Source organism: Gordonia sp. L191, assembly GCF_030077625.1.
Lineage (GTDB): Bacteria > Actinomycetota > Actinomycetes > Mycobacteriales > Mycobacteriaceae > Gordonia > Gordonia polyisoprenivorans_A.
The window spans coordinates 5,330,939-5,347,740 of sequence record NZ_CP125996.1 but is presented as its reverse complement, the minus strand read 5'-3'; the positions used below and the strand labels follow the sequence as shown (position 1 = coordinate 5,347,740).

12 protein-coding genes are annotated in these 16,802 nt (G+C 68.3%); 8 read left to right on the top strand and 4 right to left on the bottom strand.

What is annotated here, in order from left to right:
- The first annotated feature begins 7 nt into the window (after positions 1-7).
- Positions 8-1,351, top strand: coding sequence for an MFS transporter (locus QNM97_RS24020; RefSeq protein ID WP_283820635.1), 1,344 nt, complete (start codon positions 8-10; stop codon positions 1,349-1,351).
- On the opposite strand, the gene QNM97_RS24015 is transcribed toward QNM97_RS24020, so the two are convergent.
- Positions 1,318-1,863, bottom strand: coding sequence for a hypothetical protein (locus QNM97_RS24015; RefSeq protein ID WP_283820634.1), 546 nt, complete (start codon positions 1,861-1,863; stop codon positions 1,318-1,320). The two genes, QNM97_RS24020 and QNM97_RS24015, sit on opposite strands and share 34 nt — an antisense overlap.
- A gap of 85 nt (positions 1,864-1,948) precedes the next feature.
- Here QNM97_RS24015 and QNM97_RS24010 point away from each other — a divergent pair, with 85 nt between their 5' ends.
- Positions 1,949-3,043 carry an aminotransferase class V-fold PLP-dependent enzyme gene (locus tag QNM97_RS24010; RefSeq protein WP_283820633.1) on the top strand — a complete coding sequence of 365 codons (1,095 nt, stop codon included), beginning with the start codon at positions 1,949-1,951 and terminating at the stop codon, positions 3,041-3,043.
- A gap of 44 nt (positions 3,044-3,087) precedes the next feature.
- On the opposite strand, the gene QNM97_RS24005 is transcribed toward QNM97_RS24010, so the two are convergent.
- A complete protein-coding gene (locus tag QNM97_RS24005; RefSeq protein ID WP_283820632.1) occupies positions 3,088-4,560 on the bottom strand; it encodes a CCA tRNA nucleotidyltransferase in 1,473 nt (490 codons plus the stop codon).
- Between the two features lie 226 nt (positions 4,561-4,786).
- Between QNM97_RS24005 and QNM97_RS24000 the strand changes: the two genes are divergently transcribed.
- The 3 genes from QNM97_RS24000 to QNM97_RS23990 all read left to right on the top strand — a co-directional run bounded on the left by QNM97_RS24000 (position 4,787) and on the right by QNM97_RS23990 (position 13,026).
- Positions 4,787-6,082 carry an NUDIX hydrolase gene (locus QNM97_RS24000; protein WP_172398976.1) on the top strand — a complete coding sequence of 432 codons (1,296 nt, stop codon included), beginning with the start codon at positions 4,787-4,789 and terminating at the stop codon, positions 6,080-6,082.
- 55 nt (positions 6,083-6,137) lie between these two features.
- Positions 6,138-8,924 carry a DUF6049 family protein gene (locus tag QNM97_RS23995; RefSeq protein ID WP_283823310.1) on the top strand — a complete coding sequence of 929 codons (2,787 nt, stop codon included), beginning with the start codon at positions 6,138-6,140 and terminating at the stop codon, positions 8,922-8,924.
- 61 nt (positions 8,925-8,985) lie between these two features.
- Entirely contained in the window at positions 8,986-13,026 is a 4,041-nt protein-coding gene (locus QNM97_RS23990) for a lipid II flippase MurJ (protein ID WP_283820631.1), read from the top strand.
- Here the strand turns inward: QNM97_RS23990 and QNM97_RS23985 are convergent.
- Positions 13,010-13,951 (bottom strand): sterol desaturase family protein, encoded by a 942-nt coding sequence (locus QNM97_RS23985; protein WP_283820630.1) that lies wholly within the window; start codon positions 13,949-13,951, stop codon positions 13,010-13,012. The genes QNM97_RS23990 and QNM97_RS23985 overlap by 17 nt on opposite strands.
- 252 nt (positions 13,952-14,203) lie before the next feature.
- On the opposite strand from QNM97_RS23985, the gene QNM97_RS23980 reads away from it, so the two are divergent.
- The 3 genes from QNM97_RS23980 to QNM97_RS23970 all read left to right on the top strand — a co-directional run bounded on the left by QNM97_RS23980 (position 14,204) and on the right by QNM97_RS23970 (position 15,975).
- On the top strand, positions 14,204-14,791 hold the full coding sequence (locus tag QNM97_RS23980; protein WP_208795920.1) for a TetR/AcrR family transcriptional regulator: 588 nt from the start codon (positions 14,204-14,206) through the stop codon (positions 14,789-14,791).
- 61 nt (positions 14,792-14,852) lie between these two features.
- On the top strand, positions 14,853-15,281 hold the full coding sequence (locus tag QNM97_RS23975) for a PPOX class F420-dependent oxidoreductase (protein ID WP_208793408.1): 429 nt from the start codon (positions 14,853-14,855) through the stop codon (positions 15,279-15,281).
- Positions 15,282-15,558: 277 nt separating this feature from the next.
- A complete protein-coding gene (locus QNM97_RS23970; protein WP_425324165.1) occupies positions 15,559-15,975 on the top strand; it encodes a histone-like nucleoid-structuring protein Lsr2 in 417 nt (138 codons plus the stop codon).
- Positions 15,976-16,077: 102 nt separating this feature from the next.
- Here the strand turns inward: QNM97_RS23970 and QNM97_RS23965 are convergent, their stop codons facing one another.
- A complete protein-coding gene (locus tag QNM97_RS23965; protein ID WP_283820629.1) occupies positions 16,078-16,626 on the bottom strand; it encodes a DUF1990 domain-containing protein in 549 nt (182 codons plus the stop codon).
- Between the last annotated feature and the right edge of the window lie 176 nt (positions 16,627-16,802).

Here is a 16,802-nt window from a genome sequence, read left to right as displayed (position 1 = left end):
TAGGTACGTGAATTCCGCGGTGACCGAAGGTACGTCCTCGTGGAAGATCTTTACCCACTCACTGCGCCACTCACCCGGCCTGGGCCGGCTGCTCGCGGTGCGGTTGACCAGTCAACTCACCGACGGTGTCTTCCAGGCCGCGCTCATCGGTGGGGTTCTGTTCAACCCCGAACGCCATGCCGATCCGCTCGCCGCGGCGCTCGGTTTCGCGGTGCTGCTGGTGCCCTATTCGGTGATCGGCCCGTTCGCCGGAGCGCTGCTCGACCGATGGGATCGGCGCAGCGTCCTGCTGTGGGCCAACGTGTTGCGCGCGCTGCTGATCGTGATGGTGGCAATCGCGATCAGTACCGGCAGTTCCGACACCCTGGTGCTGATCAGCGCGCTCGCGGTCACCGGGGCCAGTCGGTTCGTGGCGTCGGGGCTGTCCGCGGCGCTGCCGCACGTCGCTCATCGCGAGGTCATCGTCGCGACGAACGCCCTGTTCACCACACTCGGCGGGGCGATGTTGTCGGTGGGCGCGGGCCTCGCGCTCGGCATGCGAGCCCTGGTCGGCAACGACAACGTGGGCAGCGCGGAGACCACGCTGATCGGTGTGGTGCTGGCCCTCGTCGCCGGCGTGCTCGCGCACGGCTTTCCGGCCCGCCAGCTCGGGCCCGACCGTCCCGACGACATCGGGCACTCGGCTGCACACGCCGTGGCCGTTGGCTTTCTGCACGGTGCGCGGGCGATTGCCCGATGCCGGCCCGCGTCGGCGGCGCTCTCGGCGATCGGGATACACCGGCTGGTCTTCGGCCTCAACACCCTGATGCTGTTCGTCTTCGCCCGGCACGTGCACGGCGGCGGTGACGGACTGAGCCGGATCAGCCTGGTCCTCGGATGTGTGGCGACCGGGGCCTTTGCCGCCGCGGTGACCACACCGATCCTCGTCGAGCGCTACGGCCGACGCGCCACGATCATGCTCATGCTGCTGCTCGGCGCGCTGGCCCAGGTGCTGCTGCTGACGTTCACGATTCCCGGCTTCTGCGCGGCCGCCGTCGTGCTCGGATTGGTCGGGCAGACCACCAAGTTGTGCGGCGACGTGGCCATGCAGGTCGACATCTCCGACTCCGTGCGCGGACAGGTCTTCTCCGTACAGGACGCCCTGTTCAACATGGCCTACGTCATCGCGATGGTCGTCACCGCGGTGATCATCTCCCCGGACGGACGTTCGGTGCCGCTCGTGCTGATCGGGTGCGCGCTCTATCTCATCGGGATCGTCGTGGTCCGCGGCCTGCATCCCGCCCGCCACGACTACTCACCGCCGCCCGTCCCCGACGATCACCTGCCGAAACCCGGCTCCCCCTCGGCGTAGGCGGCATCGGCGGTGCCGTCACCGTCGGAGTCGACGAGCACCTGGTCGGGGCGGCCGTCGGAGTCGGTATCGACGTAGAGCCGCCGGATCGCCCCCGCGTCGAGGAGGATCTCGATATCGGGGGTGCCGTTGCCGTCGAGATCGTGCGCCTGAACCCGGGTGTCGGTGGGAGCGGGATCCGCAGGGGTGGGGGTGGCCGGGGTGCGAGTGCCGCGGGTGTGCGGCGCGGGCGGCGCCTCCCGTGTCGGCACGGCGATACCCCAGATCCCGTTCCCCGAATCGCGATAGTGGTGTTCCACGGTGCCGTCGTCGTCGAGGTCGAGGGCCGCGAGGTCGGCAATACCGTCGGCGTCGGTGTCGATGAGCAGATCGTCGCGACGACCGTCACCGTCGAAGTCGAGCGCGATCGCGTCGAGCACGCCGTCGGCGTCGGTATCGGTGTCAGCGGGGGTGTGCCAGTGCGTGGGCTCTGCGTCGCCATCGCCGAACACGTACTCCAGGACAGGATCCATGGGGTATTGGACGCACGAGCCGACGCCACGGTTCCCTCGACGGTCGATGGTCGCGCCGAGGACCCACACGGTAGGTTCAACGGCTATGTACGTCAGCGTTCTCGGCGAGCAGTTCCACCGGGCGCGGCTGTCGCCGGCGATCACCCATCTCGATTCGGCGTCGGCGGGTCGGTCGTCCAACGCCGTCATCGGAACCATCTCGGCGCACCTGTGGCGCGAGGCCGAGCGTGGGTCCTATGTGGCGGCCGACGACCGAGCCGAGGAATTCGCCAGGGACACAAGGGATCTTGCGTCCCTTATCGGTCACACCGCCGATGAGATCACCTTTCGCGAGAGCGCGCGGGCCGCGTTGCGGGCACTGCTCAACGGGTGGAGCCTGCCGGTCTCGACGACGTTGTGGGTGGCCAAGAACGAGTTCGGGCCCAACCTCGTCGAATTCGAACGCCGCGGATATGCGGTGCGCCCACTGCCCGACGGCGACGTCAACGGGCACATCGACCTCGATGCCCTCGAGAACATGCTGCAGTTCGAGCAGCCCGACTTCATCCACATCTGCCACATCGGGTCGATGTCGGGGGTGGTGCAGCCGGTGGCGCGGGTCGTCGAGATCGCCCATGCGGCACAGGTGCCCGTCGTCGTCGACATGGCGCAATCGGTGGGTCACGTGCCCACGGTCACCGGCGCCGACATCGTCTACGGCACCAGCCGCAAGTGGCTGACCGGGCCGCGCGGGGTCGGCTTTCTCGCGGTGCGCCGGGACTCGTTGCGGACCGTCGAGATCGAGAGCTCGGAAGCGTTTCTCGCGGGCCGGTTGGGGCTCGGTGTCGCGGTCGCCGAACTGCAGCAGATCGGCCAGCAGCGGGTCTTCCGCGAGCTCGCGGCGATCGGCCGCGCAACCCGGGAACGCCTCGACGGGATCGGCAGCTGGGTGGTGTGTGAACCCGTCGACGAGCCGTCGGCGCTGGTCACCCTCGCCCCGCCGCCGGGCTGGCAGGACTCCGACCTCCGGGCTGCTCGCGATCGGTTGTTCGACGAACTCGGGATCCTGGTCACCGCCGCCGAATCGTGGCGGGCACCGCTGGCCGGGGATCAGGGAGTGTTGCGGATCAGTCCGCACCTCGACGTGCGCCGCGAGGACCTCGACCGGCTCGCCGACGCCCTGCGGACGATGGGGTACTGACGCGGTGCTGGTGCGAACGCAGTACTGGTACCGACCTCACGCGTTTACGCGGATCCCGTGCCGCCCTGCTCGGCCCACCATTGCCGAAGTGCCTCCTCCGCCTCGTCGCGCGAGAGCGGCCCGCGGTCGAGACGTAGCTCTTTGAGGTGACGCCAGGCCTTGCCGACCAAGGGGCCCGGCGGCACACCGAGCAGCTCCATGATCGCGTTGCCGTCGAGGTCGGGCCGGACTCGGGCGAGGTCCTCGGCGGCGCGGAGTTCGTCGATGCGGCGTTCGAGGTCGTCGTAGTTCTGTTGCAGGCGTCGGGCTCGTCGCTTGTTACGGGTGGTGCAGTCGGCGCGCACGAGTTTGTGCAAGCGGTCGAGCAGTGGTCCGGCATCGGTGATGTAGCGGCGGACCGCGGAATCGGTCCAGGCACCGTCACCGTATCCGTGAAAGCGCAGGTGCAGAAAGACCAGCGTCGCAACGTCTTCGACGACAGCCTTCGGATACTTCAACGCGCGCATACGCTTTCGGACCATCTTGGCCCCGACCACCTCGTGGTGGTGAAAGCTCACCCCGCCGGCGGGTTCGTGGCGCCGGGTGGCCGGTTTGCCGATGTCGTGCAGCAGCGCCGCCCAGCGCAGGACGAGATCGGGGTCGCCGTCCTCGAGGTCGATGGCCTGCCGCAGGACGGTCAGCGAGTGTTGATAGACGTCTTTGTGTTGGTGGTGCTCGTCGATGGTCAGCCGCATCCCCGGCACCTCGGGCAGGACGCGATCGGCCAGTCCGGTGTCCACCATCAGCTCGATGGCCTCGATGGGGTGTGCGCCGGTGATCATCTTGTCGAGTTCGACGCGGACACGTTCGGGGGTGATGCGATCGATCTGGTCGGCCATCTCGGTGATCGCCGCGGCGACGCGGGGTGCGACCTCGAAGCCGAGCTGGGAGACGAAGCGCACCGCACGCAGCATGCGCAGCGGGTCGTCGCCGAAGGACTCCTGCGGCGTCGCGGGGGTGTCGATGATCCCGGCGAGTGCGGCCGAGAGTCCGTCGAGGGGGTCGTGGAATTCCTCGGCACCCTTGCCGCCGATGCGTACGGCCATCGCATTGATCGTGAAGTCGCGGCGTACCAGATCGTCGTCGATGGACTCGCCGAAGGTGACCTCGGGGTTGCGACCGACGCCGTCGTACTTCTCGGCGCGGTAGGTGGTGATCTCGAGGATCAGGTCCTTGCGGCGCGCGCTGATCGTGCCGAACTCGATGCCGGTGTCCCAGATGGCGTCGGCCCAGCCCGACAGTAGTTCCTGGACCTTCTCGGGCCGGGCGTCGGTGGTGAAGTCGAGGTCGGTGCCCAGGCGGCCGAGGACGGCGTCGCGGACCGAGCCGCCGACGAGGTAGAGGTCGTGGCCGGCGTCGGCGAACAGCACGCCGAGCGGTTCGGTGATGTCGGAGAGCGCGCGAAGCGACACCGCCGCCGCGGCGAGGAGCCGGGTGCGGCGCTCGGCGGTGGTGGTGGGGTGGGGCTGCTCTGTCACGGCACGACAGCCTACCGGCGCCGGGAGCGAAGCGAGCGGGCCGTATGGGGCCCGGCGCCGGGAGCGAAGCGAGCGGGCCGTATGGGGCCCGGCGCCGGGAGCGAAGCGAGCGGGCCGTATGGGGCCCGGCGCCGGGAGCGAAGCGAGCGGGCCGTATGCAGCTGTGTGCGCTGCTGCCAGCACCATGTGGGCAAACGGCCGGTGACCAGCAGCTAGCATCGAAGGCGTGCCCACCGACCCGTCAACCGACCCCACAGACGTCTCCGACGACGTCAGCACGGGTGGGCGCCAGGCCGCAGAGGCCGGGTCGGGTGATGCGCGTGGTGTCGCTGGGCAGGGTCGGCGACGCGGTCGTCGGGGCCGGCGGAGGCGCCGGGGCACCCCGGAGTCGCGGTCTGACGCGGAGTTCCATCCTCGGCCGGAAACGCCTCCGACCAGCGCCGAACATCCGACGCCACGCCCGAAACGGCCTTCTCCGGCAGATCTGGCCGATCGTGCCGGCGGCACCAGAAACGGCACCACCGGCAGTCCGAACAAGAACGGGTCGAGTAAGAACGGCGCAGAGACGAACGGGACAGCCAAGCCCGGCCCGGTGAACGGGTCTGCGGCTCCGGTGAACGGGACCGGGGTGAACGCAACCGGCGTCAACGGGGCAGCAGGACACGGGGCACCAGCACACGAGGCAGCAGCACACAGGCCCAAGCCCGGCGGAACCCGCCATCCGTCACCGGCGTCCGTGGCCGCCGCCACACCGACCGGCAAGGGCACGCGGGTGAGCGCGCCCAAGCCATCGGATATGGCCGTGATGTCGGCCAAGATCACCAAAACCGGCCTCACCCAGGACGCGGCGGCGACGCCCGCGCCGACTCGGCGCAGGCGCGGCAACCGTCGTCCGGAACGCGCGGAGCGTCTGCGCACGGTGCGGGAGACGTCGGCGGGTGGGTTGGTGATCTCCGATCTCGACCTGCCGGTCGAGGAACTGTCGGCGGCCCTGATCGGCCGCGTCGACCGCCGAGGGCGCATGATGTGGTCGTTGCCGAAGGGCCACATCGAGACCGGGGAGACCGCCGAGCAGACCGCGGTCCGCGAGGTGGCCGAGGAGACCGGCATCCAGGGTCTGGTGGTCGCGCCGCTGGGCAAGATCGACTACTGGTTTGTCAGCGAGGGCCGTCGCATCCACAAGACCGTGCATCACTATCTGCTGCGCAGTGTCGGCGGTGAGCTCTCCGATGAAGACTATGAGGTCAGCGAGGTGGCGTGGGTGCCGTTGCACGAGCTACCCCGCCGACTGACGTACTCTGACGAGCGACGACTGGCCCGTATGGCCCGCGGTGTCATCGCCGACCTGGCCGCCGACCCCCAGCGGTTGGCCCAGTCCGAGGCCGAGAGCAGTCGCACAGAACCCAACGCCTATGAGAGAGCCGCAGCCGCCCGCAACCAGCGCCGAAACGAGCCGCCGCCTGCGGCGCCCTCGCGTCGGCGCCGGAGGCGTCCCCGCCGCCCCGCGGCCGGTGATGGCTGACCCCTCGTCGGGGCGCGCACGGTGGGCTCGGTTCCTCACGGTCGTCGCGGTGGCGGTGCTGATGGTGTTGTCGGCGGCCCCGGCCGCGGTGTTGTCTGCGGCCCCGGCCGCTGCGGCACCCGGCGACGCCGCCACCGCCCAGCCGGATCGGTTTGCGCAGATCGTCATCGACTCGATGACGCCATCGATGGTCACCAGCAGTTCGGGTCCCACGGTGGCGATCTCCGGGCATGTGATCAACACCAGCAGCCGGACGCTGCGTGATCTCGGTATCCGGCTCGAACGCGGCGACGCGCTGGCCGGTGCCTCCCAATTGAGGTCGGCGCTGGCCGGTGAGCACCCACCGATCGCCGCCGCCACCGACTTCAGCGATCTGTCCTCGGACACCCTGGCGCCGGGTGCGCAGGCGAGCTTCTCGTTGACGGTGCCGTTGTCGGGCGCGGGTGGTCTGCAGATCTCGCAACGCGGCGTCTATCCGCTGCAGCTCAACGTCAATGGCCTCCCCGACTACGGTGGCGTCGCCCAGGTGGCCGGATCGCGCACGCTGCTGCCGGTGCTGTCATTGCCGCCGGACCGCAGCCGGGCGGCCGCCTACACCGATCCGGGCAGCGGCGACGCGTCGTCGACGACACCCGGTCTCGGTGCCGACGGTTCGGTGTCCGCCGACACCTCCAGTCCGTCGCGATTCACCCTGTTGTGGCCGATTGCCGCACCCCCGCAACTCGCTCCGGGCGCCCTCGGCGGCAACACCGAGCCGGTACGTCTGATCAGCGAGGACATGGCCCGCTCACTGTCGCCGGGCGGACGGCTCGATTCGGTGCTCGCCCCATTGCGGGCGATCGCCGACGCCGCGCCTGCATCGGCGCCCGACCCCGGCTCGGCGTCGACGGCGCCACCCGCCCCGGGGGCGCAGTCCGGTCAGACATCGGACCTCGCGCGCAGCATGTGCCTGGCCGTGGATCCCAATCTGCTCGTCACGGTGCGCGCGATGTCGCTGGGCTATGTGGTGTCCTCCGATCCGTCCGACCCGACGTCGTCGACGGTGCCGGGCACCGGTCAGGACGCGGCGACCTCTTGGCTGAACGAGTTGCGCGACGTCGCCTCGCGACTGTGCGTCGTGGCTCTGCCGTTTGCCGGGGTGGACCTCTCCGCTCTCGCCGAGATCGACAATTCCGGCCTGACCGCGACCGCCCTGGACTCCCCCGCCGACGTCGTCGACTCTGTACTCGGCGTGAAAAGTGTTCGCGGACTGACCATTCCGGCGCTCGGTGCGATCAATCAGGCGGGCGCGCGGCTGCTCGAGGACACCAATCACTCCACCGTGCTGACCTCGGCGGTCAATCTGTCGACCGAGCAGCCGCAGAGCAGCGGCGCCTATCGCGTCGGACCGCTGGCCGCACAGTCCTACGACGAGCCGGTCACGGCCGCACTCGCGGCGCTCGGGACCAACCCGACGACACCGGCGATCACACCTGCCGACCAGATGGTCGACCTCTCCGCGGAGTCGCCGCTGAGCAGACGTCAGGCCGGCATCGGCGCGCTGGCGTTCGCCGCGGTGGACACACCCGACGATGAGCGCGCGGACTCGGGACAGGGCTCCGCCGGGCAGACCTCGGCAGCGCAGCTGCCGACCACCGGCCGCTCGCAGGTGGTTCTTCCGTCGCTGTACTGGTCGCCGAGCACCGACGACGCCAACGCGCTCATCTCCACCGCCGAGGTGCTGTTGGGTTCTCGCGTCGCCACCCCCACCCCGTTGACCAGCGTCGTCGGCTCGGCAGACGTCGCCCGGACCGCCGCCCGGCTGGCCCCGCCACCCGGGGTCGGACCGGTGTCGTCGGTGTCGGTGCCCCTGCCGGAGCAGACGGCGACCGCGATGCGTGAGCAGGCCGACCTCAGCTATCAGCTGCAGGGTTCGCTGGTGAGTTCGGCGGACGTGGAGACCACTCCGGAGCGCTACCTCGCACCGCTGCGCGAGGACATGCTGCGTTCGCTGACCGTGCCCGCCGAGGCCGGCGCGCAAACACGCACCCGACTCGCCGACACCCGGGCACAGACGATTCGCGCCGTCACCTCGACGCTCGATCGCATGCGGGCGGCGGTGACCATCCTCGACCCGGGCGGTCGCTACACACTCGCCTCCGAACGCAGCCCGCTGCTGCTGGTGGTACGCAACGATCTGGCGCTGCCCATCCGGGTGGACATCAGGACCAGCGCGCCCCACGACCTCGACATCGGCGACGTCGGGACGATCGAGATCCCGGCACGCGGCACGCGTCAGCTACAGCTGCCGACGCGGGCGGAGACCTCCGAGGCGATCACCGTCACCATCTCGATCGCGACGGTGACGGGTCTGCCGATGGGCTCCGACATCCGGCTGTCGGTGCATTCCAACGCCTACGGCAAGGCGTTGTTCATCATCACGATCATCGCCGGCGCGGCCCTCGTGCTGCTGACCGCGCGTCGCCTCTGGCACCGCTTCCGCGGCGAACCCGACCCGGCCGACGCCGACCGCCCCGAGCCCGACGAGCAGGAGCGTTTGCTCGCCGCGGCAACCTATCAGCAACGACGACGTACGCTGCACATCGAAGAAGTCCATTCCGGTGCGTGGCAGGACGACGCGGGGTACTCGTGGCCACCGGACCCCGAGCCGGCCGGCGCCACCGGGTCGGCGCGGCCCTCGCCGGGTGACCACGGATCGGAGAACCCGGGCCACCAGGACACCGACCCCGGGTCCGCCACCGGACCGAATCCCGATCCGGATCCCGATCCGGAGCCCGACGAGCCGGTAGCGACGGAGGATACGACGACACCGGCAGAACACAGCAGTACCCCACCGAGGTGACCGACGAGGTGATCAGCGTCAAGGCGACGATCGGCAAGGCGACGACGGACGAGGCAGGCGAATGAGCGAACGAGGACCGGGCGACCCACCGCGTCGCGCCGCACCCCGTCGCATTCCCCCCACCCCGGAACGGCAGACCCCCGACCGCCAGAACCCGCCCCGTCGGACCCAGTTCCGACAGGGACCCCTCCGCCCGAACGAGCCCCGCCCGAACCAACCCCGGCCACAGGGCGAGCCCACACGTCGGGGTCCCGCGCGATCGGGACCACCGCCGCTGGCCGGCCCGCTCGCCGACGCCCCGCCGCTCTCGGGCGCACCCGTCGCCCCCGAGACGCGACGCGTGGGCACGGGCCGCACCGCGGCATCCACCCCGACCCCGACGCTCGAACGCAACTCCCGCGCCGAGGAAACCCGGTCCGACGAAACCCGACCTGAGGACGCCCCGTCCGACGACTCCGCCACCGGACTGGCACGCGACTCCGACTCGAGCATCCTGCGGACCAGCGGGTCCATCGCGATCGCCACCCTGGCCAGTCGCATCACCGGATTCGTCCGGACCGTGCTCATCCTGGCCCTGCTCGGCGCCTCGGTGGCGTCGGCCTTCCAGGCGGCCGACGTCCTGCCGAACATGATCGCCGAGATCCTGCTCGGCGCGGTGCTCACCGCCATCGTCATCCCGCTGCTGGCCCGCGCCGAAGCCGAGGACCCCGACGGCGGCGCGTCGTTCATCAACAAGATCTTCACGCTGACCGTCGTCGTGCTGGGCATCGGCACGATCGCCGCGATCGCCGCGGCACCCCTGCTGACCAGCCTCAACATCGACAACGCGCAACTGCGCCCACTGGCGACCGGGCTGGCCTACTTCCTGCTCATCGAGATCCTCTTCTACGGTCTGACCGCACTGTTCACCGCGATCCTGAATCTGCGGGGCTATTTCAAGCCCGGCGCGTGGGCGCCGGTCCTCAACAACGTCATCCAGATCAGCGCACTCGTCGCGTACTGGCTGATGCCGGGGCAGTTGACGCTCAACCCGTTCCGGATGAGCGATCCGCAATTGCTCGTCCTCGGTATCGGGTGCGCGATGGGCGTCGTGTTGCAGGCGCTGGTGCTGTTGCCGTATCTGCGTCGCGCCGGTATCCGGCTCCGCATCGAGTGGGGACTCGACGCGCGCCTGCGCAAGTTCGGCAACATGGCGCTGGCGATCGTCTCCTACGTGGCGATCCTGCAGGTCGGTCTCATCGTCACCTATCGCATCGCGTCGGCCGCCACCGAGACCGGCATCAGCGTCTACGTCACGCACTGGCAGCTGTTGCAGCTGCCCTACGGTGTGCTCGGGGTGACGATCCTGACCGCGATCATGCCGCGGCTCTCGCGCAATGCCGCCGGCGACGACACCAAGGCCGTCGTCGACGACATGTCGCTGGCCACCCGGCTCACGATGGTCGCGTTGGTGCCCGTCGTCGCCTACATGACCTTCTTCGGTCCGGCCATCGGTGTCGCGGTGTTCAACTTCGGCCGCTTCGACGCCCATGTGGCCACGCAGTTGGGTTCGACGCTCGCCTGGGGTGCCTTCACGCTCATCCCGTATGCGATGACCCTGGTGCAGTTGCGAGTGTTCTACGCCCGGGAGGACGCCTGGACGCCGACCTTCATGGTCCTGGGTATCACCATCGTCAAGATCGCCGCGTCCTATCTCGGCCCGGTGCTGTTCTCCGATCCCGACCTCGTGGTGCGCTGGCTGGCCCTGTCCAACGGTCTGGGCTATCTCGTCGGCGCGATCGTCGGACATTATCTGTTGCGCAGCCGATTGCGCGCCGACGCCCGCGATCCGCGTGACGCCCGGCTGACCAACGTCACCCGCACGACGGTGGTGACGCTGGCGATCTCCGTCGGCAGCGCCCTCGCGGTGTGGTTGGTCGCCGAGATCTCCGGCCTGCATCTGGCGACACAGCACGGCAAGATCGGGTCGATCGCCTATCTGCTGCTGACCGCGATCGTGGTGCTCGGCGTGATCTATGCGGGCCTGGCGGCGGCCGGTCTTCCCGACGTGGTGTCCGTCCTGATGTCGGTGCGACGCGTGGCCGGTCGGTTCATCCCGGCACTTGCGCCGAACGGCGAACCGCAACAACAACCATCGGCAACGATCACGGTTCAGTTTCCGCGGGTCACCAGCGACGAGTCGCTACCGTACTCTGGTCAGGTACAGGTCGTTCGACGGTTCGATCGCGGTTCCGCGACGTGGCAGTCGTATGCGGTGCACACCGGTGGCGCCGCGGGCGGCGCCGGTGTGGCGCCGTGGACCCCGCCCCAACGACCCCCGGATATGCGCTATCGGAGGAGAGGAGTTCGCCGCGTGAACGAGAGCGGAATCGACGCCACACCGGAATCCCCGATCAGTCCGGCAGAGCCCGCTGCCGCGTCGGCTTCCGCTACCTCCTCGGCTTCGGAAAGGCCAGTCGCACAGCCGAATTCGGCCGTTGGCTCGGGTGGCGCCCAGCCGTCCGACGCGGTCCGCGCCACTCCCGTGGACCCCGATCGCGCCGAACCGATCCGCCCGGCGCGTCGTCGCGGACCCCGCCTCGTGCCCGGCGCCGCGGTCGCCGGCGGCCGGTACCGCCTGCTCGAACATCACGGTGGCACACGGGGTCTGCAGTTCTGGAAGGCCCAGGACATCAACCTCGACCGCGAGGTCGGGCTGACCTTCGTCGACGCCGAACAGCTCGCACCCCCTCCGGACAAGGGAGCGCCGAGCAGAGCCGGCGACACCGGACCGCAGGCCGTGCTCACCCGGACGTTGCGTCTCGGCCAGATCAGCTCGTCGGGCGTCGCCCGCGTGCTCGACGTGGTCCGCGGTTCCTCGGGCGGCATCGTTGTGGCCGAATGGGTTCAGGGTTCCTCGCTGTCGGAGGTCGCCGCCACGCATCCGTCACCGATCGGTGCCGCACGTGCGGTCCGCGCGCTGGCCGCCGCGGCCGAGGCCGCACACCGCTCCGGCGGCGCGCTGTCCATCGACCATCCGGATCGCATCCGTATCTCCGCCGAGGGCAATGCGGTACTCGCCTTCCCGGGCACCCTTGCCGGCGACGACGCCACCTCCGACGTCCGCGGGCTCGGAGCGGTGCTCTACGCACTGCTGCTGCAGCGGTGGCCGCTCGATGGCGCCACCGGTTCCGAGCTGGTGACCACCATCGACACGACCACCCCGGTGGGTGGTCTGGCGATCGCCTCGCCCGCCGCCGACGGCGAGGGTCCCGTAGAACCACGCGAGGTCGACCCGGAGATCCCGTTCGAGATCTCTGCCGTCGCCGCCCGCGCCTTGTCGGGTAGTCGTGGAATCCGTACTGCCGCAACGGTTCAGCATGTTCTGGATCAGGCCACCGTCGTCGACCTCAAGACCGACATGATCCCCGCGCTCGGTGACTCCGACGAGCCACCGGTGTCGATCGGTGGGTCGGGTCGGATCGGGTCCGACGAGCCCGCGCGCAGCAACCGGACCGTCGCGCTGCTCGTCGGCGCGGCTCTGCTCGTACTGTTCGTGGTCATCGCCCTGGTGGTGTGGCTGACCGGTGTCTTCGGCGGGGGTGACCAACAGACCGACATCAACAAGTTCCTGTCGTCGACCACGTCGGCGCCTGCACCGGCACCCGGCGCCGCTGCGCCCGCTGGTGGACCGATCACGCTGCGCTCGGCGACCCTCGTCGACTATTCCGGACAGTCCGGTGACAATCCCGACCTGGCCCGCAACGTGATCTCCGGAGCCGGATCCGGTTGGCGCAGCGACACCTACCGCACCGCCGACTTCGGCAGCCTCAAGCAGGGACTCGGCCTGATGCTGGATCTCGGATCGCCGCAGGCGGTCAAGGCCGTCTCGATCACCACCACCACCCCGGGATTCGCGGTATCGCTACGCGGCGCGCAGAGCGCCGACGCCACCCTGGCCCAGACGACCCAGCTCGCCCAGGGCACCGTCGATCAGCCCGACACCACGCTGTCGATCGCCAACCCCACACAGTCGCGGTATCTGCTGGTGTGGGTCACCTCGCTGCCCGGCACGGGGGGCAGCTATCAGGTGCAGATCTCCAAGATCAGCGCGACGAGCTGACCGCGCCGCTCGCCGATGGGGCGTCCCCGTTCGTAGGACTCCATCCGGGTGGTCCGAAGATGTAGCCGAGCTTGGCCCGCCATCCCGCCGCCGCCCGCACGTCACGGGCGATGGAGACGTACTCATGTGTCTGCAGCGTCCAGATGTTGTAGGTGCCAACAGGTTTGGTGAGTCCATAGTGCGGCCGATGTGCCTCGGCGCGAAACGACCCGAACATCCGGTCCCACAGGATGAAGACGCCGGCATAGTTGCGGTCGAGGTATTCCGGGTCGCTACCGTGATGCACCCGATGGTGCGACGGGGTGTTGAAGACGAATTCGACGGGCCGCCACATGCGGTCGATGTGTTCGGTGTGAATCCAGAACTGGTACACCAGATTAACGCCATAGCAGGCGAACACCACCGCCGGCGGGATACCCAGGAACGGCAACGGTAGCCACATCACCAGCGCCGCACTGATATTCCACTTCTGCCGCAGCGCGGTCGCGAAGTTGAAGTACTCGCTCGAGTGGTGGGCCTGATGGGTCGCCCACACCAATCGGACCCGGTGGGAGATGCGGTGATTCCAGTAGTAGAGAACGTCGACGGCGACGAATCCGATCACCCACGTGTACCAGGCGCCGATCGGCAACTGCCACGGTGCGACGTAGACGAAGATCGCCGTGTAGACCAGCAGCCCCGCGAGCTTCCACACTGCGCTCGTGGCTATGGACACCAGTCCCATCGAGATGCTGGCCCGCGCGTCACGCTTCTCGTAGGCACCGACCGGCGCCCGACGCTCGGCGGCGGGCCCGGTGTCCTCGGCATCGGTGGCCCGGTCCTCGAGCTTCCAGGCCGCGATCCATTCCAGCACCAGCAGCGCCAAGAAGAACGGGATCGCGAGCACCGTCGGCTCATGCATCGGGTCGGGGAGTAGGTCGAGCACGGCGTCGGTCTCCGGTGATCGTCGAGTTATCTGACACGGTACCGTGTCAGATCTGTGTGTGACACGGTAGCGTGTCAGATGACGGGTTGTCCACGGTGCCGTCAGATCGCGCACGCCGAAAGGGGAGAAGCAGTGTCGTCCCAGCAGCAGCGCTCCTCGGTGAACCCCGAGTCCGCGGAGGGACGCCGGTACGGGGGCGCAGAAGCCGAGGAACGCCGCGCACGCCGGCGACATGCCTTCATCGACGCCGGTTTGCAGTTGTTCGGGGAGCTCGGCTACCCCGCGGTGACCGTCAAACGGCTCTGCGACGAGGCCGGTCTGACCCAGCGCTACTTCTACGAGTCGTTCGCCGACCGGCCCGCGTTGCTGATCGCGGTCTACGAGCACTGCGTCGAGGTCACCCGAGCCGCAACCGTGGGTGCCGCCGCGGGGTATCTGCTCGATCCGGCCGGCGTCGCACCCGGCGCGGTGCGCGCAGCCGCCCGTGACACCCTCGGGGCGTTCCTCGCAACGCTGACCGGTGATCCGCGACGCGCACGGGTGATGCTCGTCGAGGTCGTCGGGGTGGATCCGGCGGTCGAATCGACGCGGCTACGAGCCATCCACGATTGGGCGAATCTCATTCTCGCGCTGTCGATGGGGGAGCGCGAGGTGTCGGCGGCGCAACGCCTCGCCGCGGTCGGACTCGTCGGCGCGGTCACGCAATTGCTCGTCGATTGGTATTTCACGAATGTCGCGCCCGATCCCGTGGATATCGGCGCCGAACCCACCGACCTCGACGTCATGCTCGAGGTCTGTGTCGATATGTTCGGTGCCACCTACGATCAGCTGATGCGCTGAGGTTCGGTCGCAGGACTCCCAGGACCAAGTATTTCCTCGGATCGTCGGCCATGATGGGGTCATGGCACATACCGAACTCGACGACCGGGTTGTCGCATTTCTCACCGAAGGCACTCGCACCGGAAAGGTGGCATTCGTCTCCGCATCCGGACGAGCGCTCGTCGCGCCCATCTGGTTCATCGTGGATAACGGTGTCCTTGTGTTCAATACCGGCGCCGACACCGCAAAAGGGCGTGCGCTCAGTCGCGATCGGCGCCTGACAATACTCGTCGACGACGAGCGCCCGCCCTTCTCCTTCGTCCAGGTCCAGGGCACTGCGGAGATCGGTGAGGATCCGGAGGATCTCCTCGATACCGCAACGCGTATCGCCGCCCGATATATGGGGCCGGACCTCGCCGAGGCATATGGCAAGCGCAACGCGGTGCCCGGCGAGCTCGTCGTCCGCGTCACGCCCACCAAGGTGAACGCGGTATTCGACATCGCCGACTGATCGGGAGTCCGAATCTCCCGGACCCGTCATTCGGTAGGGCACGACCTGGTCGACAATTCTCTGCCCTTGCGGGCGGAATACGAGCGGACTTCCATTTTCTGCTCACCGTCTCAGAGTTTTCTCAATCTGTTGCACAGCAACGTGATTGGAATATTCCGAGTTATTTGCGAGTTTCCTTACCGCCGGGCTGAGGTGCCCATAGACGTCGCCGCCGCCATCTGAGGACGGCGTGCCGGTGGCGTCCGTCGGCATCCCTCCACGCGGCCACCGCACACATATGCGACGTGCGGACCACGGCGTACGTTATTCTCGTGGCGTGGCTAAAAGACAAGTTGTGTCGTTCATAGATGATCTCGACGGCCGTGAACTCGATATCGACGATGCTCACACCATTTCGTGGTCGTGGTCGGGCGTCGACTACCAGATCGATGTGTCGTCGGCGAATCTCGACAAGATCGAGAACGGTCGGGTGCCGGTCGCCAAACTTCTCGAGGTGTCGACCCGGGTCGGTGGCCGTAAGCAGTCGACCGCGCCGAAGGTCAGTACCCCCGCGGCGAGCTCGGAATCCTCGTCGAGTTCAGCACGTCCGTCCACCAAGGTGATTCGCGAGTGGGCGCAGGAAGCGGGTTATGAGGTGCCGCTGCGTGGCCGACTCCCGAAGGAAATCCTCGAGGCTTACGACGCGGCAAACTGACCTGCACCCCAAATCCCCCGATTATCGAACTGACCCGGTACCCGATTCGCGACGTCGACCGACGTCGGGGTACCGGGTCATTTCTTGCTCCGATGGATGCGGTCACGCCTGTAATGCGCGACCGTATCTCCGGGTGATCGCATCCTGCAGCACGCCGGCAACGGGTCGGCCGAGCCTGGCCATGAGAGTGGCCAGCCTCGAAAAGGCGTTGATCGACAACTGAACCGACTCGTCAGAGGTCAGACGCAGTTCGAATCGTTCCTCACCCATTTCGGGGTGACCGGGCAGCGTCCCATACGTGAACCCGGCCACGTTCTCACCGGACTCCACCGCGACGATCGCCACGGGTGCCCGCACGGCATTCACCCTCCCGATCCGTAGGCCCAATATCGCCACCGCATCGTCGGTGACGGTGGGATGCGACGAGGCGACCGCGATATTCGCGCGCAATTGGATCTGCCAGGACATCATGGCCTCGCGAGCCACCTCGAAATGATTTCGGCCGTTGCCCAGTTGCGTCCGCAGACGGACGTGTCGATAGCCGGTGGGTGTCACTCCGGTCGTCGCGCCGACTTCCGAATAGGTGAGCTCCGCGGCGCGCAGCCGTCGTACTTCGACATCGTCGAGGAGTCGCAGGCAAGCGTGGGACAACTCATGACTGTAGCCGCGAACGGTGTGAAAGCGCTGGCGCACAGCGATTTCCGAAAAGCGCGTGCACTTGTCGTGGACGCCGCACGGTCACTCCGGGACCGGGTTGGGCGTGGTGATCTTGCTCACGCCTGTACAAATGTAGTAGTGAAGTCCGCCTATGTGATATTAAATCCCAA